This window comes from uncultured Clostridium sp. (assembly GCF_937920395.1).
Classification (GTDB): domain Bacteria; phylum Bacillota; class Clostridia; order Clostridiales; family Clostridiaceae; genus Clostridium_AD.
The window spans coordinates 35,006-56,064 of record NZ_CALEVF010000065.1; the positions used below are offsets into that span (position 1 = coordinate 35,006).

16 protein-coding genes and 1 pseudogene are annotated in these 21,059 nt (G+C 28.0%); 12 read left to right on the forward strand and 5 right to left on the reverse strand.

All coding sequences use genetic code 11. The features are described 5' to 3' along the window. The first annotated feature begins 74 nt into the window (after positions 1 to 74). Positions 75 to 2,981 carry a DNA topoisomerase IV subunit A gene (locus tag Q0649_RS07635; RefSeq protein ID WP_298839669.1) on the forward strand — a complete coding sequence of 969 codons (2,907 nt, stop codon included), beginning with the start codon at positions 75 to 77 and terminating at the stop codon, positions 2,979 to 2,981. 44 nt (positions 2,982 to 3,025) lie between these two features. Here the strand turns inward: Q0649_RS07635 and Q0649_RS07640 are convergent, their stop codons facing one another. Further along, entirely contained in the window at positions 3,026 to 3,493 is a 468-nt protein-coding gene (locus tag Q0649_RS07640; RefSeq protein ID WP_298839671.1) for a GtrA family protein, read from the reverse strand. A 160-nt stretch (positions 3,494 to 3,653) separates the two neighbouring features. Between Q0649_RS07640 and Q0649_RS07645 the strand changes: the two genes are divergently transcribed. The 7 genes from Q0649_RS07645 to recJ all read left to right on the forward strand — a co-directional run bounded on the left by Q0649_RS07645 (position 3,654) and on the right by recJ (position 13,193). Then, on the forward strand, positions 3,654 to 4,910 hold the full coding sequence (locus tag Q0649_RS07645) for a pitrilysin family protein (RefSeq protein WP_298839673.1): 1,257 nt from the start codon (positions 3,654 to 3,656) through the stop codon (positions 4,908 to 4,910). Between the two features lie 2 nt (positions 4,911 to 4,912). Continuing rightward, positions 4,913 to 5,239, forward strand: a complete 327-nt coding sequence (locus tag Q0649_RS07650) for a hypothetical protein (protein ID WP_298839676.1) — start codon at positions 4,913 to 4,915, stop codon at positions 5,237 to 5,239. Positions 5,240 to 5,353: 114 nt separating this feature from the next. After that, a complete protein-coding gene (locus Q0649_RS07655; RefSeq protein WP_298839679.1) occupies positions 5,354 to 6,712 on the forward strand; it encodes a site-specific integrase in 1,359 nt (452 codons plus the stop codon). A 1-nt stretch (position 6,713) separates the two neighbouring features. Next, positions 6,714 to 9,038 carry a tyrosine-type recombinase/integrase gene (locus Q0649_RS07660; RefSeq protein WP_298839682.1) on the forward strand — a complete coding sequence of 775 codons (2,325 nt, stop codon included), beginning with the start codon at positions 6,714 to 6,716 and terminating at the stop codon, positions 9,036 to 9,038. Positions 9,039 to 9,042: 4 nt separating this feature from the next. Continuing rightward, positions 9,043 to 10,857: a tyrosine-type recombinase/integrase gene (locus Q0649_RS07665; protein WP_298839684.1), complete on the forward strand. Its 1,815-nt coding sequence runs from the start codon at positions 9,043 to 9,045 to the stop codon at positions 10,855 to 10,857. Further along, positions 10,848 to 11,402 (forward strand): hypothetical protein, encoded by a 555-nt coding sequence (locus Q0649_RS07670; protein WP_298839685.1) that lies wholly within the window; start codon positions 10,848 to 10,850, stop codon positions 11,400 to 11,402. The genes Q0649_RS07665 and Q0649_RS07670 overlap by 10 nt, the downstream gene beginning before the upstream one ends. 72 nt (positions 11,403 to 11,474) lie before the next feature. Beyond that, positions 11,475 to 13,193, forward strand: a complete 1,719-nt coding sequence (gene recJ / locus Q0649_RS07675) for a single-stranded-DNA-specific exonuclease RecJ (protein WP_298839717.1) — start codon at positions 11,475 to 11,477, stop codon at positions 13,191 to 13,193. 233 nt (positions 13,194 to 13,426) lie between these two features. Here recJ and Q0649_RS07680 read toward each other — a convergent pair whose 3' ends face one another. Then, entirely contained in the window at positions 13,427 to 14,554 is a 1,128-nt protein-coding gene (locus tag Q0649_RS07680; RefSeq protein ID WP_298839688.1) for an ATP-binding protein, read from the reverse strand. 449 nt (positions 14,555 to 15,003) lie between these two features. Continuing rightward, on the reverse strand, positions 15,004 to 15,222 hold the full coding sequence (locus Q0649_RS07685; RefSeq protein ID WP_298839691.1) for a helix-turn-helix domain-containing protein: 219 nt from the start codon (positions 15,220 to 15,222) through the stop codon (positions 15,004 to 15,006). 130 nt (positions 15,223 to 15,352) lie between these two features. Between Q0649_RS07685 and Q0649_RS07690 the strand changes: the two genes are divergently transcribed. Then, on the forward strand, positions 15,353 to 17,005 hold the full coding sequence (locus tag Q0649_RS07690; protein WP_298839694.1) for an ATP-binding protein: 1,653 nt from the start codon (positions 15,353 to 15,355) through the stop codon (positions 17,003 to 17,005). Between the two features lie 67 nt (positions 17,006 to 17,072). On the opposite strand, the gene Q0649_RS07695 is transcribed toward Q0649_RS07690, so the two are convergent. After that, positions 17,073 to 17,288: a hypothetical protein gene (locus tag Q0649_RS07695; RefSeq protein ID WP_298839698.1), complete on the reverse strand. Its 216-nt coding sequence runs from the start codon at positions 17,286 to 17,288 to the stop codon at positions 17,073 to 17,075. 370 nt (positions 17,289 to 17,658) lie between these two features. Next, positions 17,659 to 17,793 carry a hypothetical protein gene (locus Q0649_RS07700; RefSeq protein ID WP_298839701.1) on the reverse strand — a complete coding sequence of 45 codons (135 nt, stop codon included), beginning with the start codon at positions 17,791 to 17,793 and terminating at the stop codon, positions 17,659 to 17,661. Positions 17,794 to 18,471: 678 nt separating this feature from the next. On the opposite strand from Q0649_RS07700, the gene Q0649_RS07705 reads away from it, so the two are divergent. The 3 genes and pseudogenes from Q0649_RS07705 to Q0649_RS07715 form a co-directional block, all read left to right on the forward strand. Then, positions 18,472 to 18,672, forward strand: coding sequence for a hypothetical protein (locus tag Q0649_RS07705; protein WP_298839704.1), 201 nt, complete (start codon positions 18,472 to 18,474; stop codon positions 18,670 to 18,672). A 388-nt stretch (positions 18,673 to 19,060) separates the two neighbouring features. Then, positions 19,061 to 20,710: a hypothetical protein gene (locus tag Q0649_RS07710; protein ID WP_298839706.1), complete on the forward strand. Its 1,650-nt coding sequence runs from the start codon at positions 19,061 to 19,063 to the stop codon at positions 20,708 to 20,710. 2 nt (positions 20,711 to 20,712) lie between these two features. Further along, a pseudogene (locus Q0649_RS07715) lies at positions 20,713 to 21,059 on the forward strand (hypothetical protein); the annotation flags it as partial.

The following is a 21,059-nucleotide window of genomic DNA, read 5'->3' on the forward strand; positions in this document are numbered from 1 at the left end:
GCGTGAGCTCTAAATCTACTTCTGAAGTCATTAATATCAGCGACCCAGGTGATGAGTTAGGAGGAATATATTAAATGGCAAAAAAAATTGATATACCAAAAGATAATAATATAATAATGACACCAATAGAAGAAGCAATGCCAGATAATTACCTCCCATATGCTGTTGAGGTTGCTAGGGAAAGAGCACTTCCAGACGTGAGAGATGGTTTAAAGCCAGTACATAGAAGAATTCTTTATGGCGCATATATGTTAAAGGCGTTTCCAGATAAGCCTTATTATAAATCAGCGAGAATTGTTGGAGATATTCTTGGTAAATATCATCCACATGGAGATAGCTCTGTTTATGGTGCGATGGTAATACTTGCCCAAGATTTCTCTACAAGGAAACCTTTGATAGATGGTCATGGAAACTGGGGAAGTCAAGATGGAGATAACGCTGCTGCTATGCGTTATACAGAAGCAAGACTTTCTCCTATTGCACTTGAAATGATAAGGGATATTGATAAAGGCGTAGTGGAAATGGTGAATAACTACTCTGATACAGAGAAAGAACCATCAGTACTTCCATCAAGATATCCCAATTTGCTAGTTAATGGAACATTTGGTATTGCAGTGGGAATAGCTACGAATATACCACCTCATAATTTAGGAGAGGTAATTGATGGATTACTCGCTTATGCTGATAATAATGATATTACAACAAAACAACTTATGAAGTATATAAAAGGACCAGATTTACCAACAGGTGGTATTCTCATTGGAAGAAATGCTATAGAATCTGCCTATGAGACCGGAGAGGGTAAAGTAACGTTACGTTCTAAAATGAAAATAGAAGTTTTAGAAAGTGGACGATTAGGAATAGTTATTACAGAGTTTCCATATAGAAAAAACAAGGCTAAATTACTTCAATCTATTTCGGATATGACAGCTGAGAAGAAACATTTTAAAGCACTAGAATCCATTGTAGATATTAGAGATGAATCCGATAGAACGGGACTTAGATCAGTTATTGAATTTAAGAAATCTACAAATCGAGATGTTGCGACAAAGGTACTTAATTACTTAATGAAGAAAACAGAACTTCAATGTAATGTACCCTTTAATATGGTGGCACTTGCTAATGGAAAACCTCAAACGATGAGTCTTAAAACTATTCTAAAATATTATTTAAATCACCAAAAGGATGTTGTGACTAGAAGGACTCAAATGGAGCTAGAGGTTGCAAAAAAAAGATTTCACATTATAGAAGGTTTTATTAAGGCAATCGACGTAATGGATGAAATTATTTCGATAATAAGAGCTTCAAAATCTAAGAAAGATGCTGGGGAAAATCTTATAGCCAAGTTTAATTTTACGCAACTTCAAGCTGAAGCGATACTAGAACTTATGTTATATAGGCTAACTGGACTCGAACTTAAAATATTTTTAAAGGAATATAAAAAGTTAGAAGGATTAATTAAGGGGTACAACAAAATACTTGGAAGCGAGAAAGAACTTCTTAATGTAATAAGAACAGAAATTTTAGAAATTAAAGAAAAATATAATGACCCAAGAAGAACAGAAATTATTGAAGATGATAGTGAAGCAAAAATAGAAGTTGAGGATATAATGCTAGACGAAGATATTATGATAACATTATCAAACGATGGGTACATAAAGAGAGTTCCTATGAAATATTATAATAGGTCTAACGTCAATCCTAGCGATATTGAGTATAGAGAGGGAGATTTTAATACATCTTTAATTGGAACAAATACTAAAGAAACTTTGATGATTTTTACTGATATAGGTAATATTTATCAATTAAGAGGAGATTTGGTTCCAGAATATAAGTGGAAGGAAAAGGGAGAAAGACTGGATACACTTATTCGTGGAATGGAGTTAGCAAAAGAAAAAATTGTTGCCACTTTTTTATTAGGAGATTTATCTGCTAGCAAACAATTTATGTTTTTTACAAGCAAAGGAAATATTAAAAAAACACTTTTAGACAAATTTATTACAAGTTATTCTAAATTATCGGCTTTAAAACTAAAAGAAAATGATAAACTTATTGATATTAAACTAATTGAAAAAGAAAGGCAAGAAGCTTTTATAAAGGTAATTACTAAAGAGGGCCTAGAATTTTCTGTAGAGGAACCTAAACTTAAGTCGGTTGAGCGAAATGTAATTGGAACTCAATTATTTAATCTAACAGCGGGCGATGAAGTTATGAAAATTGAATATACTAAGGATTATGATTATAAAGAATTTTATCTTAGTTTAAATGCAAAAGGAGTTATAAAAATATCAAGTAGAAGGACTAATACTTTATTAAGCACCTATACAAAATCAACATCTACACTACTAATATTTACGCAAAATGGATTAGTCCATAAATTACCTAGCTATATGGTTCAGAATATTAATAAAAAAAGTACATGCATAAATAATTTTCTTGATAATTATAATGCTAACGATAAAATAGCCCAGATTATTTCTGTTGATAATTTTAGTGAAGAAATAAGTCTGTATTTCTTTTCAAAGAAAGGATTTACAAAACGAACTAAACTTAAAGAATTAGAAGGAGATTTCTATTCGACTTTGGTATATAAACTTAAAACAGAAGAAGATAAATTAATGTTTGTGAAAATTAATGATGATAAGGTTGATAAAGATGTAATAATTGTTACAAAAAAGGCAATGTGTATAAGATTTAATGTAAATACAATTAATTTTATGGGCAAGGGTGCATCAGGGGTAACTGGAATAAGCTTAAAAGATAATGATGAAGTTATTTTTGTGAATTTGATAGATGAAAAAACTGCAGAAGGTTCAAATGACATAAATGACGATAATATAAGTTTGCTTATCAGTTCATTTGGTGGCGGAAATAAAGATATAAAACTCAATGATATAAACGTTCAAAACAGAGCAGGTAGAGGTAAAAATTTAACTAGCTCTCTCCTAGACGATTATATAGAAAATGTTACTTTAAAATAGGAATATAAAAAAGACACAGACTAAAAGTTAAATAAAACTTAATTTTAGAGTGTCTTTTTTTTATTAAAAATAAAAAATTTGTTAATTAAGAATCCAAGTATACCTAAAAATATGCAACCTATTATCATGGATATATTAAGCCAAAGATGATTTAAGTGAGCTATACTTCTATGGTGATGCATAATGCGAATTAAGGGATTCCTACGGGTTAAATGTACTAAAATAAAGCTATTTAAAATCATAGTAAAAAACAGAACAGAGGCATATTGGAAGTAAGCGTTTTTTGTATCGTTTTCTTTAAAAGTGAATTTTTTATTTAAATTATATCCGCAGATTGAATAAATTGAAAATGCAATGAGGTTAAAAAGAAATAAAGCTTTTCCGTGAGTTATTCCAGTTGTATATGATAGAATGTTTAGTACAGCAATATCTATTATAGTGTTGGAACCACCGACTATACCATATTTAATAAATTGAGTTAGAGATTGAGCTTTTTTATGTTTATTGTTCATATAGTATTTTTCTTAAATAAAATGTGTTTAAGAAATTAGTCACCACCTTTAAGAAAGATATTAAAAAAAATTTGTAATATTAGTAAATCTCATATTAGTGTACAACAAAACAAAATAAAATAAAACAAAAATATTTCAAAAAACAAACGAAGGTGATTATATGGAAAAGGTAAAGTTAACAAATGGTATAAAATTATTATATAAAAAAGCTGAAAATAATTTGTCTTCTTTTACTATAGGGTTCAATGCAGGAGCAAATAGAGAGGGAAAAAAGCAGTTAGGGGTTGCTCATGTTTTAGAACATATGCTTTTTAAGGGTACAACTTTGCGCTCTGAATATGAAATAAACAAATTATGTGATGAAACTTTTGGATTTTGTAATGCAATGACTAATTACCCATACGTAGTATATTATGGTACAACCTTAGATGAAGATTTTGAAAAAGGATTCGAAATTTATTCGGATATTCTTTTAAATCCTTCTTTTAAAAATGATGGATTCTACGAGGAAATAGAAGTAATTTGCGCTGAACTAAAAGAATGGAAGGATGATTCCAATCAATTTTGCGAAGATTCTATGTTTTCTAATGGATTTAAAAATAGAAGGATTAAAGATTTAATTATAGGTAATGAGGAGAGTGTGCGTCGTATTACAATTAATCAAATTAAGAGTTTTTATGAAAAGTATTACACAACTGATAATTGCGTAATAAGCGTTGTATCTTCTTTGAGTCTTAAAGAAATTTTGAAAATAGTGGAGAAATATATTGGCAATATGAAGACTAAATTAGTCCTTGAAAACGGTGCGTCAGAAGAAAATTTGGAGAACTTATACGAAAATAATAAACCTGGTGTCTATTACGAATATAGAGATGATCTACAAGGGGCTAAAATACAATATTGTTTCACAATACACAATTTGAATAGGAGAGAAGTTAGTGCATTAAAACTATTTAACTTAGTTTTTGGAGACGGTACAAGTAGTATTTTGTTTGATGAAGTAAGGACCAAGCGAGGACTTGTTTATGATATAAGTAGTAAGATTAAAAATGAAACAGGAATAAAGCTTTTTACTATATCACTTGGAACTGCAAATGAGAATGTAGAAAAGACTATAGAAATTATTAATTTTGAAATAGAAAAAGTGAAAGAACGTAGAAACTTTTTTGATGAGAAGTGTATATTAAAATTATGTAAAAGTTATAAACTAAGAAGAATGGTAGCCCTTGAGAAATCTATTCAAACTAGTGTAAGCTTAAATACGTATGAAATTATGTATAATGATGGGTTTGAGTTATTTACGGAATTTGATGGAATGGAAAACATTACGGAGCTCGAGATAATGGATGTAGTAAATAAGGTTTTAGTTAATGCTACAGTGCAGGTTCTGATGCCAAAAGTGGAAAGTAGGAGATAAGTATGAAGAAAAAGTGGTTACTAAGAAATACAACTAAAGATATTAATTCACTCGCAAACAAATCAGGTGTAAGCCCAGTTGTAGCTAAGATTTTAATTAATAGAGGATTTGATAATGCCATAGATATAAAAAAATTTATGAGAGCAAGTATAGATGATTTGTATGATCCTTTTTTAATGAAAGATATGGAAAAAGCTGTAGATATAATAAAACTCGCAATAGAAAATAAAGAAAAAATTGTTGTTTATGGGGATTATGACATATGGTTACTTGTATTTATGAACACTTTTTATAACATTCCTTTAATAGGGAGTGTTATTTTTTATTGATTTTGAAACATATAGTTACTTGAAGTATTGTATAATACAGTATTTAGTGTTATATTTATTAATAAGATAAATAATGGTATTAAATTACAAAAAATTTAAAAGGAGGTAGTTGAAATGTATTTGATACAAGAACAAAATATAGATGGAAGTACAGTTTATAGTAAAAAATACATAAGTCTAAAAGAAAAAAACAATTATGAAATTGAAATAAACGTTAGAAGTGTCACAATAAATAAGCATGGATTTGATAATATATTAATTTACGATTCGGATATGAATGTGATTAGAAATGCTTATAAATATCTGAATATAGAATTTAAAAATAAATCGATAAATACAAGGAATAAGGTTGCATCAGCACTTAAATTATTATATTCATTTATGAAAATCTTTAATATTAATTCAGAAGATTTAAAAAAGGAGGATCTAATAAAATTAAAAGAATTTCTTTATGGAGATGGTAAAAGAGGGGAACAATTTGAATTTAGTTATATGACAATTAGGAGCAGTGATACAATAAATCAATATTTTTCAGTTTACAGAACATACCTTACATTTCTTGGGTTCAGTAATAAAGCATTAAATGCTAAGACAGTAGTTCATGTTGAGAAAGATAGTGATGGGTTACTTGGACACACCAGGGAAAAAGCGTATGAAAAATATACAATAAGTGAATTATCAACACAAAATACGCGAACCGTTCCAATGTATATAAGACCAAATGAATTTCAATTAATTCTTTCTATTATTCGCAAGGAATATTCTTTAAGAGCGGAAATAATGGTTAGATTAATGTTCGAGAATGGTTTAAGGTTAGGTGAAGTATTAGGATTAACGTTGGAGGATATCGGAAAATCTAAAATTATTATTAGGAACCGACTTTCAGATAAATGCGATCAACACGCAAAGACATGCATTAAACCTAAATGCACATTAACATATGAAAGTGGGGCTTATAATACATTTAACGTTGGGTATCAAATTATTAAGCCAACTTATGAACTTTTAGATAAAATTGAACAATATATTGATATTATCCATGGAAATATGAGCGAAACAAATAGATCGAATTATACAGGCTTTGCGAAGGCAGATAAAGTGTCAGATGGAAGTATGTTAGAAGGAGATAATTATTATTTGTTTCTGAACAAAAACGGAGGTAGTTTACATAAAGGTGGTTGGAATAAAGAATTAAGAGTTATTTATAATAAAGCGGGGTGTACTGTTGATAAAAATGTTAAAAAACATAATTTATCGCACCGCTTGCGCCATGGCTTTGCAGTCAGAAGAATAAAGGAGGATGGAGTAGGAGTATTGGAATTAGCTAATGATTTAAGACATAAAGGCATAGCTAGTGTAATGTGCTATTGGAGGCCAACTGAAGAGGATGTCTATGAAGCAAATACGTTAGGGGCAGAAAAAATGATAGCTGATAATCCTAATTTAAAAAATACTAATGGAAGGACGATATGACATGGTAGTTGAATTTTATGAAAAACTCTTAAATGATGTAATTAAAGACAAAAGGTTAAAAATTTATTTGTATGATTATATAACTACTAGTGATGATGAATACTTTAATCCGGAAACAAGTAAATATTTTGAGAACTGCATAAAAATATTTATTAATATTTTTCGAGACATAAAAATTGAAGAGTTATCATGGAAGTTATTGTGCAATCAGGTCTCTAATTCAAATATAGGTGCGAAACATTTAATCAAGTTTTATGGATACATTCTTAAAATCGGTATTAATTTGGGGGAACATACAAAATTTTTAAGAGACAACTGTTGGATATTTATGAGTGAGGGCTATGATAAAATATTGAACTATAAAAAATATTATTTAGTAGGGAGTACTCCCTTAGATATTTTTATGATAAAAAATAATAAAATGGTACATTTTTATGAGGTACATTTTGATAGTGAGTTTTTAAGTAATCTTATGAGAAAATTTATAAAATATTGTGAAGTCCAAAATAAAACTTATTTTGGATATAGTATATACAAATTTATAACTTGTTTTGAAAAGAGCTTTGGTAAGTCAGAAGATATACCAAAGGTTATAGAAGAATTTGGGTATGAAACGATGTTGACACAGTTCCAATACTATAAATTAAAAAATGAGGAATGTAAACCTTACTTAAAACATCTCAATTACTTTTATAGATTTTTAATTAATTATTTTGAAAACAATAATTCACAGCATAAGTTATTTAACAATGGTAGTGGAATTGATAGAACTTTCCTGTTTAGAGAAAACTTTAATACTTTATTTGGAAAAGGATATAGAGTTGTATATTATAATAAATTTGATGAAATACCACAAAATGATAAATGGTTGTTAGCACCAAATGGTTATGAGAAATATACTACAACTATAAAGTCAATTGATTATATTCCTTTAGAATTTTCAAGAGTAAAGGATAACGTTCTAAGGCATAAATTGAAAAAATGGTTTATGGTGAAACGGAAATCGCTTAAAGCTTTAAGGAATAGTGTTAATAATTTATTTATATTTTTTGAAGTTATAGAAGGCGGGGCGATGGCGAATTTTAGAAAAAATATTGTAAATTTACATTCTTATGCAGCTGATAAAAAGAATAGTTCAATTATTAATGAATATACCATATTGTTTTTTAGAGAATATATAAATCAAAAATATGATAATGTAAATACTGTTAATGGATATATATCTTCAATTAATTCATTTGTTAAATTTTTAGATGAAGAAGGAGATTTTTTTATTAATCCTACTATATATTCATATTTAAGGATAACAACTGTCAAAAATCTTAATGGTAAAATTATTATACAAGAAGATTTGGACATTATTTTAGAAACTTTTAAAAATAGGATGTTAAATGGTAATTATATTGATAGGATGTTTTTTGTTTTTTTTCATTTATTACTTACAACTAATTTTAGACCAAACGAGATACTAAATTTAAAAAGATCATGTATTAAACCTGGGATGAAAAAAGGTGATTTTGTAATTGATTATACAAGTGAAGATGAGGGTGAAGTAAATAGAGATACATTAGAAATGCAAAATAAGACATCACACGGAAAAGATATAGAGGCAAACCCCTCTGAATATACAATTAGAGCAATTAATGAGGCAAAGTATATATCTAAAGACTACTGGGAAGAAGCAAATAGTGATATAAAAGAATATATTTTTATTTATAAGAGCATAAACAATCAAGTTGAAGGTATAAAATTGGACAGATTTTATAGGTTGTTTAAAAGAATTACCTCAAAGTTAAATTTAAAAGGCGGCCCATATACACTATATAATTGTAGAACTACATATATGACAAAGCTGTTTGAAAACGCTGTTAAAGAAGGGAATGTTTATAAAGCAATCATTGCAACTGGGCATAAAGATTTTACTACGACAATTAAACATTATATTAAGCCCGATGTTAGAAATTATTTAGAGGCATTTTATAATATAAAATTAGGTAATGTTAATTTACAAGGCCGTATAGTTGCTGAATTAAGTGAAGTTATCTTAGACATTCCAATGGATATTAGAGAAATAACAGTGAAAAAAGGCTGTGGATTTTGTAGTGGAACATGTGATGAAAAGGAAAAAATAGAGTGCCTGATTTGTAGAAATTTTGTTGTTACTTTGGATAGAATACCATATTTTAAAGAGAGTATAAAAAACATTGATGAACTTATAAAGAATGAAAATATATTACATGAAAAAGAACACTTGGTTTCTATTAAAAAAATATATGTGGCTTTTTTAGGTGAGCTATATACATTAAAAGAAAAGCGAGGGGAATAAATAAATGGATGATTTTTTAAATAAAACTCAAACAGCTAAATTGATGGAGATAGCAAATATTTCAGATGAAAAGCACAAATTAATAACTACGTTAGATATTGGCAGGTTACCATTTTTTGATGTGGAAATATATTTTTCAGATGATATTTGGGATTTTGGTAATTATAACCCTGAAAAAGGTCCATACAAAAATAAATATGATTTTAGCAACATACACTATGCTTACCAAAAATATGTTAAAAAATATGTTTTAGAATTATTAATTAATAATAGAGCTATAAGTAGTATAAAAAAATACTTAATGTATATGAAGAAAATATGTAAATTCTTATGCCAAAATTATATTTATGATTGCACTATTATAACTTTAAAGTGTGTAAAAGAATATAATGAATTATTGGATATAGAATATAAATCGGAAGGTGAAAGAGATCATAATAGAAGATTGTTTAAAAAACTCTTGAATTATATTGAAATTCAAGAAAAGGTTGATTATTCAGAAGCAAGAAAACTTTTATCTAACAATAATTCAGACTTACTAAGAGCACAGATGGAATCTGGAAAGACTCCTAATTTGCCTCATGGCATGTACGACAAAATAATTTCTTTATGTTTAAAAGAAATATATTCTGACAAATTTAATATAACAGAAAAAAAGGAGGCAAGTGCTATACTGCTTTTATCTCAAGTTGGTATGAGAATTTACGAGCTAAGTATAATTAAAGCTAATAAAAAGAAATTTGAATGGTGCTTTAATTATACTTTGAAAGTTCCATATTTAGAATTCATAACCACTAAAACAGTAAGAACTAAAACTCATTCGCAAATAACTAAAACATTTTTAACAAAAATTGCTGAATTAGCATATGATACACTTGAAGAATTAACAAGTAATATTAGATTAAGAAATAGTTCGGAATATATTTTTATTGGTGATAATTGTAAAAATCCAATTAAAGGTGAAACATTGAGAGGATGGATAGCTAGATTTGTAGTAAGAAATTCTAGAGAGCTTAAAGTTATAAATACACAATATGAAGGATTTCGTATTCTGACTATGGAAGAGATTAAAAAATCTAAACTAGTCAAAGCAGATTATTTCAATAATCTAAAGAGTTCTGATTATGTATCAATTCCGAATCCTCATCAGTTTAGAGTTGCAGTATGCAATGAACTTATTAATGCTGGAGTTGAGATAGGGTGGATTGCTGATCAGATGAATCATTTGACTTTTGAGATGACAATGCATTACCAAAGAAGTAATGAGGATAATGCAATATCAAAAGGTGTTTTAGAGGGAGTGGTTACTGGTGAGTATAATTTGATAGGAGAAGAGGCTAATTTACTTATTTCAAAGATTGATGAGTTTATTCAGAAAAATAAATATAACATAAAAACTGATTTGAAAGAAATTGTAGACGAATTGTCAAGTAAGGTTCCTATAAGAGAAAAGAGAGAAGGATTTTGTATTAAAAGTGCTTTTGGGAAAAAGTGCAAGTACAATGAATTTATGTGTGCATTTGAAATGTGTCCAAATCATTGCACGGTTTATTACTTTGCTGATATTACTTATAAAAGGTTTAAAGAAAAATTAATAACTATAGAATACGATAAAGCAAATAACTTTATTTCTGAGGCTAACATTGAAACAATCAAATTAAAAAGGATGGCAAAATCTTTTTTAATTAAAGAACTTGAGGAATTAAAGATTGAGATGGAAAAACAGGGTAATCAGAGGATTATAGAAAAGCACCCTCAACTTGAATACATCACAGAAAATATATTTGATATAATGGAGGAGGTTAAAATATGGATATAAAGTTAGAAAATATTAGTATAATTGGGGATAAACTTAAAAAATATGATATGCCACAATATTCAAGTTTGAAACCAAACATAAAGGAGTATCTATATAAAATTGAAACAGGAATACAGTCAATAATTCAGGAAAGAAAAGCATCAATAGAAATATATAGATCAAATAAGATTAATGTGTTAAACATTGTTAGTAAGGTTGGAATAGCAAGGCAAACAGTTTATAATAATAGGGAAGTACTTGAAACTTATATATTAAAAAATCAAGATGAGAGTGAAAAAAATGATGTGTTTAAATCTATTGATGGACTTAATGAGAAGATTAACTCATTAAATGGAATAATACTTAAACAACAAAATAAGGATTTAGATGCCCAAGTTTGTTTGGATAGAATTGAGGTTCTGGAAGTATCTAACAATAGTCTTGTTAGTGAAGTTGGAAAATTGAATGAGCAAAACGCACAATTTATAATAACTATAAAAAAATTACATAAAGAATTAAGAAAATATGAAACGAACTTGTCAGAAAAAAAGATCTTATTATTATAATTCTAAATAGTTAAGGAGAGTGCATAGTTGGAAAAATGGTTTTTGAAAAATAATAAAATTGATTTTAAAGTGATGTCTAGAAGATTAAATATAAGTGAAATATTATGTAGGATAATGGTAAATAGAGGAATCACAAGTGATGATAGTATTGTTAGCTTTATAAATCCAAGCACAGATAAATTATTTGATCCAAAATTAATGAAAGATTTAGACAATGGAGTGAATATAATAAGACATAAAATCCTTGAAAATAAAAAGATTAGAATTGTCGGGGATTACGATGTAGATGGAATAATAAGTACATATTTATTGTATCGAGGATTAACGGAATGTGGTGCTAATGTTGATTATAAAATACCACATAGGGTTTTAGATGGATATGGAATTAACAAAAACATCATTGAAACTGCAAAACAAGAGGGTATCGATACAATAATAACTTGTGATAATGGTATAGCTGCAGTCGAACAAATTGAGTATGCTAAAAGTTTGGGAATGACGTGTATTATAACTGACCACCATGATGTACCATTTAAAGAGGAAAGTGATGGTAGTAGGACGTTAATAATTCCTAATGCCGACGCAATAATTAATTGTAAACAAGTAGACTGTGGGTATCCTTTTAAATTGTTATGTGGTGCAGGGGTTGTTTTTAAATTCATCCAGGTCTTATATGAACAAATGGGAAAAAGCAAGGATGAGGCAAATGTTTTTATAGGGTATGTTGCTATAGCAACTGTTTGTGATGTTGTAGATTTAGTTGGTGAAAATAGGATAATTGTAAAAGAAGGATTAAAGATTATTAATAACACACAGAATATAGGACTTAAGGCACTTATAAATGAAACGGGAATAGAGGACAAAAAAATAGGTGTGTATCATTTAGGATTTGTTATAGGGCCTTGTCTAAACGCGGCTGGGAGATTGGATGATGCTAAGAAAGGATTAAAATTGTTGTTGTCTGAGGACGCTGAAGAAGCCAAAAGTTTAGCAAAAGAGCTTTTTGAATTAAACAAGAAAAGAAAAGATATGACACTTGCAGGTGTCGAAGATGCAATTGAAATAATAGAAAAAAAAGGTATGAGGAAAGATAAAATATTAGTTGTTTATAAAGCTGACCTTCATGAAAGTATTGCTGGAATAATCGCAGGCAAAATTAGAGAACAATATAATGCACCAACACTCATTCTTACAGATGCTGAACATGGTATTAAGGGGTCAGGGAGGTCCATAGAACAATATAACATGTTCGAGGGACTATTCATGTGTAAAGACTTACTTGCTAAGTTTGGAGGGCATCCTATGGCTGCAGGATTGTCAATGAAATTGGAAAATTTAGAGAAGCTAAGAGAATGTTTGAATGCACAAACTTCATTAACAGATGATGATTTAATACCTAGAGTATACATAGATATTCAATTACCTTTTAATAATATTAATGTTAGTTTAGCAGAAGAGATAGAAACATTAGAACCATATGGAAAAGGAAATCATAAACCACTATTTGCTGAAAAGAACATTGGAATTTCAAAGGCCACTATTTTAGGAATTAATAAAAATGTTTTAAAGCTTAAATTTATATCAAATGGTGGAAATAAATTAGAAGGTATTTACTTTGGAGATATAGAAAAATTTAGATGCTATTTAATAAATAAATTTGGTGATGAAGAAACAATAAAAATGTTCAATGGAGTTTATAATAACATTAAACTTGACGTAACTTTTAATGTTTCTATAAATGAATATAGGGGGAACAGAAATGTACAAGTTGTTATTGGAAATTATAGATAAATTGATAACCTAAATAATATCAACATTACTCCTTGATTACCGAAAATCTAAGTCTACATATTTTTTAACAATAAAAAGCAGCACAATTTATAATTTTTATTATATATTGTGTTGTTTTATTATTTCTAATTATAGAGATAAATATCTCTCCTTAGCGTGATTAATAGTATGTCCGTTTAGGATAATGCGCATTACAAAATTGGGAATTAAAATGGACAATGTTTATTGTTTTTTCATATTTTAATTTTATTCGTTCTTATATATTCATCATAGGTTATCTCTCCAACACTTTTAGCATATTTTACTTTTAAAATTCTTTTTAACTTTTCAACTTCCTCTTTTGATTTCTGATATCTAATATTTACTATACCATTATCAAAAATGGGAAGTTCTTTTGTCATAATTTTGACAATAAGGTTTCTAAGCTCTAAATATGATTGAGTACTTGTATCTAAACCACTCTTTGTTGTTGTAAATGGAAGTTTTGTATTTTTATTATTACTTCTTACATATACAGATCCTCTAAAACAATAAAATTTTTCTTCGAAAATCGGTGATGAAAATCCTTCCCTTAATTTGGAGCAATTCCATCCTGTAAGTACACTTTTATCTGCTTCTACAACTAAAATCTCATCAAGATAAATACTCCAACCTGCATTTCTAATATTATTTTCACCTTTTTTTATAACAATTTCAACATTAAAATCACTAACTTTAGCATTATCTCTAAATACCTCGATATCAGTGTCACTATAACTTAGTGGTGTATCATTTACAACAATTTTAATACCATCTTCTAATGCTTGTTTATAAGTTTTACTTAATATTTCCTTTAACTTAAAGATAAATTTATTATCTGAAAAATGGATTGATATTACTTTATTTAATTGTCTAATTTCTATAATAGTACCTATGTCATTGTTAATAGATATTTTAATATCATTTAATTTAATATCCCACATGGGCTGTTTCATCCAATTGTTAACATCTAAAGCTATAGTAAAATGGTCCCCCTTACTAGTAGCAGATTCAATTTTAATGTTATTACCAATTTTAAATAATGATCTCTTCATACCAATTCCAAAATGATTCGCATCTTTTGTTTTTTCTTCTAAAAGATTTATATGACCAAAGGTAAAGGCATAATTTTTAGCATTATCTTTAGATATGCCACCACAATTGTCTTTAATAATAAATTTATTTTTTTTGAATGTTAGTTGAATTTTAAAATCGTTTAAAAAGGCACTGTTGGACATAGATTTGGCAGCTTCAATCGAGTTATCAATTAAGTCTGTTATTGCCTTCTCTAAGGAAATATCTCTTATAATATAACTAATAAAGAATTCCTTAGTTGGTTGCATGCGAATAGAATTATCTTCTATGATAATCACCCTTCAATAATATTATTATATTATAATGGTATTTATTCTTTATTGATAATATTACAGAAAAAGCAACAAAAACAGGTGAATAATTTAACTTCAATTAATAAATAAAAGTATAAAAGGTTTATATATATTTTTATAGAAGTCTAAGTAGAATTGGATGTTAATATGAAAGACTATATAGGTACATTTACATTGAAGATTTAAGATTTAAGTAGAAATAGATGGTAATTCTTAAGTAAGAATGAAGAAAGATTGAGTGTTAGACGGATTCAGAACATTTTTAAAAAGTATTAGGTAAGCAGTCATTTATTACGGAGAAGGATATTATAAGTTATGGGACAAGAGAGTTTAAATGGGAACGTCCATAGATATATGTATATAATATCTATGGACGTTCCCTAAAATTTTGTCTCCGATATAATTTAATCAAACAGTCTCTCAATGGAGATGCCTAAAACTTGTGCAATAGCTTTTACTTCATAGTCTAGGAGGACTTTTGTTTGATTTTCTATTTTTGATATAGCACTTTGATCAAAATCAATACCAAGCGTATTCAAACGTGCCGCTAACTGAATTTGAGTTATCTTTTTTTTGCGTCTAACTGCTCTTATTTTCTTGCCAGTAATATTTTTTACTAACATAACTACCATCCTTTAAAGTTTAAAATACTATTTATTTTAATATTAAGTGAAAAAATTGAAAAAAATATGCCAGACTAGCATATTTTAAAATTTTTAGTAAATATTATTAGTATGAAGGTAGGTGAAAATTTTGGAAAAGTTCAAACCCGAAGTAAAAGACATCTCCATGTTTAAAGAAATAGCTCAAAATATGGTTAATCCTATGGAACTTCTTAGGGAAGCCATTAGCAATTCTCATGATGCAGATGCTAAAGCTATTTCAATAATTGTATATAGAAATAATGTAGGAAAATTTATAATCGAAATTCAGGATGATGGTAAAGGACTATGTAAAGAGGAAATTCATAGATTCTTTAATCTTGGAGATTCAAATAAAAATAAATTAGGAATTGGTGAAAAAGGATTAGGAACTAAAATATATTTTAAAAGCGATAAAATAGTACTTCAGACGCAAACTAGAAATAATGAGGCATTCACAGCAACAATGGAGCACCCATGGGAGGCTTTGTGTGACAACCTATTGCCAGAATATGAAGTAGAAACAGTTTTGCCTCAAATGGGCAAAGGTGGTTCATGTATAACCATTGAAGGATACATGATTGATAATCCTGAAAAATATTTTAACTTTGAAACAATAAAAGATTATGTATTATGGTTTACAGCCGCAGGAAGTTTTAAAACATATTTTGCAAACTATACTGAACTACATAAATATATTACTTGTATGCAGATAGCTCCTAGAATTTTTATTGAGGATAGAATAAATAATATAAAAGATGAAATTGCGGGCACCCATCAATTTCATCAACCTCAGGAGAAGCCCAAAATTGATCCAAATGAACCTATTTATAAAAGGTCTATAAATTATTGTAGGCATTTTGGACCTTATCATAGAGAAACAAATATTGATGGAGAATATGTTTCATTTCAAATGTATGGTACAATTTCTGGCACGAATTGCAGGAGAGAGATTGTAAAATTAAAACAAGGTGAAAGTCTAAAGTCTCGATTTGGGGTTTATCTTGCAAAAGATTTTATACCATTTACGAAGAAAAACAATATGGGTATGGATCTAGACTCTAACCATTATCATTTACTAATAAACTCTCAAGTTTTTGAATTGACGTCGGATAGAAACAATTTATCAAATCAGGATGATCCAAGGGTTAAGTGGGTATTTGATGAGGCAAAAAAAATCATTAGTGAGGATATCATTCCTTTAGTAGATGAGAGCTATTTTAGTTTAAGAAAGGCCGAAGAAATTGAATATATGGTAAATGAAAAGCAAAAGCAACTTGAAATTAGGTTAGATAATTTTGATAACATTGAGGATTTACTAGTAGATGAAATCCCAATTTCTAAAAAACCAGATAATGAAGCACAGGTTGCATTACTTTTTTCTTCAATTATTTCAAACCCAAACATAAAACAATATATAAAACATATTGATAGAATTGGGAATTATTCACAGAATTCTACTACAGACATGATTTGTTTCGATTTCGAGAAAAGAAAAGTTTTGGTTGAAATTGAGTATAAATTGAGCAATCTATTTAAGCATGAACATCCATATGAAACTTTTGATTATGTTATTTGCTGGTATGTTGATCTTGATATTAATGAAAAAAAGATGTTGAAGGATGGGACAATACTAGGATTAACAAAAGAAAATCAGGAATGGATACTCAAATATGGGCCTCAAAAGATTATACCGGTGATTGAACTTAAAAACTTGATTAATAACTACAAAAGGGATAAATCAAAGAAGAAACTGCCTAGGTAAAGTAATGTTATTGTCCATAATGCTTAACAAATTATGTGGATGATATTATCTTAATTAATCTATATCTCTATTCGTTTTTGTTATCTTTTAAATAATCAATAATATGTTTTTTAAAATCATCAAGGGCATAAAATGTTTGTCTGCCAAGTTCGTCAAAATCGTCTTTATCTAAATAGTCATTATTATGGCTTTGGCTGAATGTTTCTGTGTCAAAATCTATTTCTTTTCTAAAATTCGCTACACTTGTTTCTAGTGCGTTTTCTAAATCATTTATATTTTTCATTTGCTCTCCTCCTTTATATTATAGTGAAATCTTTATTATTAGCTATGTTTATGAAGACTAAAGAGTGAACAATCATTACTAAAGTAGTTTATTATGAAGTATTTTATATTATTATAATAGTGTGTTGTAACAATGGTGAAGGATAAATATCTGATTTATCATTACTTTAATAGTTGTACTAGCAAAAGAGTTATGATTAATAAAGTTACGAATAATGCAAGTGAATATATGCATAAATGAGGTTATAAGTAAGTTAACGGTAACTTAAAACAGAAATAAGACCACTGTGCATATTTAGTATTGCACAGCGGTCTTATTAATTATTTTATATTATTCTAATCATAGGAGAGGGAGAAAAAATTATTCCCTATTATTTCCCAAATATTAATATCAATAGGCTAATTATTTTAAGTAATAAGTCTATTGATTTAAACCAATCTACTTTTTTTAAAGCAAATTTTAATTTCGAGAAGAATAGTTTTTTCTCCCAATCACGTTTATGCATGATTAGGCCTCCAATTTATATATTTAATTTATAGAATTATTATATGCAATTCTAAAACACAAGTAAAGAGTTAAATTATACCAAAGTTAATATATAACTATTTTATGTTGGGTTCTCGCCAATCTCTCTCTGAATCACATAAAGATAGCTTTATATTTAAGACTGCTAGTTGTTTCATTTAATGCTTCTTGCTGCTAACTCATATATATGCATATGCATTAGTCATTATTTATTCATGTATCTAAAAACTATAGTTTATTGGTACATATTAATATTTGTATAATTATAAGAATCTATTATTAAAATGCCATATATAAACTAATAATTAGTTTCATAAATTACTAGAGAAATATTTTAGTAATATATAGGAGGTCTTCAGTCTTTTCTACAAGAGATAAAGGAAAATTATGAATGCTTGTTGAATTATGTAAAGAGAACAAATTACAAGACAATAAATAAAGAGAAAACAGAAACAACATTGAAAAAAATAGTTAAAAGTAGATTATGCATATGAGTTTAAAAAAATTTGAAACAGTTATTTAGTTCCTAAATAATATTGTACCAATTAAATTTGATTTAAAGAAATTACAAGAAGATACCTTATTAATTTTAAAAATAGAAAGACCTCAATGTTTTTACACTTTTTTCTCAATTTAAATATGAAAGGAATTATGTAATATGAATGTTATTTTTAGTGGATATAAGGGAATATCAGTTAATGAAGTAGATGATGAAATATATATAAGGCGTATTTTATCAGCTTGTTTAGTGATAGAGGAAAAACAATATGATCGTATAAATAAGAAACTGGTTAATGCTCCAAAAGGGTTTTGTGTAACAGATTTAATGGACGGTGAGTTTGTAAATTTCAAAAGATAAAGGTTGCAGAATTGGCTAAAAAATAATACATGAGTTATTTATTACAAGAAGATTACTTAAGAAATGAGGGCTTTGTCGCGGATATTACACAAGGCGTAACAAAGATAGTAGTATATTGAAATTATTTCAAACGATTCATTAGTAAATTTAGATTAAAATATTAAATGCGGCAACTCATTGATTGTGATGTCTTTTATCACACCTCATATTCAAAGCAAGAATGCTTTGAATATGAGGTGTATTTTAATTTAACTATAAAAATAACATATATCAAACTAAAGTTATGTTATTTTGAATACCTTGTTCATATTTAGGCAAAATCAATAAAGTATGGAATAATTTAAAAATAGAGTGCACATGCTTTATTAAAGATGAAAAGGAGATACTGATGCTAACTGTAGAAGAATACATTACACAAATGAAGAAAAAGGATAAATTAGATGAGTTCGATTTTAAGAAACATGCTGAAAACATGTCAAAAACTATTAGTTATGTTATGGATTATTTTAATAACTATCTTGACCCAGAAACTTATGATTATGAGAGTGTAAAAACTGAACAAACATTAGCAAAGATAAAGCATGAGGTTGAAAATGATAGACCTAAAAGTCAAGATTTTATAATGCAGTATTATGTAAAAACTAAAACGCGTATAGATAGGTTATTAAAAAACACTATTAAAGATCTTAAATATATAGACTTGTTTTATACGAATGCTGACTATGAAAAATTAGTAATTGACTTTTGCAATAGTTCGAAGATGCGAGCAACTGGAATAGATCAATATAAATGTGAACTTATAATATTAGCTGAAGAGATAAAGAAAAATCAAACTGAGAAACCTTCAATTTCTAACTTTAAGCTTTTAGATAATGGATTAGTTAGCTGGATACAGGAGACTTATCTGAAATATGGAGTTAATTTATATGAATTTGCAGAAAATATAACTTGGGATTATGATGAAAAGTATGTTGAACACATCTACAATAACTTTACAAAAGAGTCAAGTTATATTAATAACTATAACCATAGATATAATGATGATGCATTTGGAATAGATCAAATATATAAAGAAAATATGCAACGTGTATTTATTGAAGGTAGAAAAGGTGAATTAGAAATGTTAATGATGCATGACTGGTTATTAAATACCATAAATGATGCTGAATATTGGTCTGAGTATGTAAATCTTTGTATTGAAACGGATAGGGTAAGTATGGTGCAAAATGTAAATGTACTTTTACCAGTCGTAAACAAAGGGATATTATATCCATCTGACATCAAAAGTAAGTTATGTTATGTAATAACTACTGATGGTACATTAAAGTCCAATCCAAGTAGTTCTTACATTATGAGACTTGCTTATAATAATGAATGCGATAGTATATGGAAGAACTCTGAGATGATGAACTTAGTAGTAAATAATCTTAGTGATACATTCAAGAAGTATGAAAAACCTGATGTTTTAGAGTTAATACCCCCATTTCGATCTGAAACATATAATGAAGAAGAATTTTTTAAACAGTATATGAAATTTGAAAAGAGTATGAAGAAATATACAGAGATGAAAATTGCCCTTGTAAATGGGCCATCTACAATTAGAAAAAAACAACATTATTTAGTGGAATCAATTGATGATATCATTAGAGTTAGGCGTATTATAAGAGAAATGAAATTTAAATTGAAAATAGTAATTGATATTTCTAAATTAGTAAATAATAAGAATTTTTCTAGGTACAGTTCTGAAGGTATATTTAATAAGTTAGCAGAAATTAGGAATTCAATTATAGGTATGCATATTACTGGTACACTTACTGGGCCACATATTTATGAAAAAATTTATAAGGACGATAAAGAATATCTTAATAAATTTGATTACCAACAAAGTTCAGATTATATTGAATGTTTATCTGCATGTTTGAATGATAATCAATCTCGTTACTTAGTGCCTGATGATGTTAGAGATTGTGAGGCTCTTGAGGAGTTAATAGATAATCTTCTTGGTGGAGGATTTTCATTTAGTTACGAGGAGGCATAGATATGGAAATTGATGATATGAGCATCCTTGAACAAAGGAAGCAATTATATAATGAGGTTTGGAAAGAACCTATAGTAACAGTAGCAAAACGTTATGAAATCTCTGATACAGGATTACGTAAAAGATGTAGAAAGTTAGGTATTCCACTGCCACCGGCAGGCTATTGGGCTAAAATTAGTGTTGGTAAACCAGTGGTTAAAAAACCTAAGCTACCACCAATAAGAAGTAACGTTTCCCAAAATGGCGGTGAGGGACTAAAAAATAAAGAAGATAATAAGATTTTAAAGCTTATTAATGTTGATGATTTATCAGATGAAGTGCTCAAAGGATTAGACAGCTTAGATCTGTT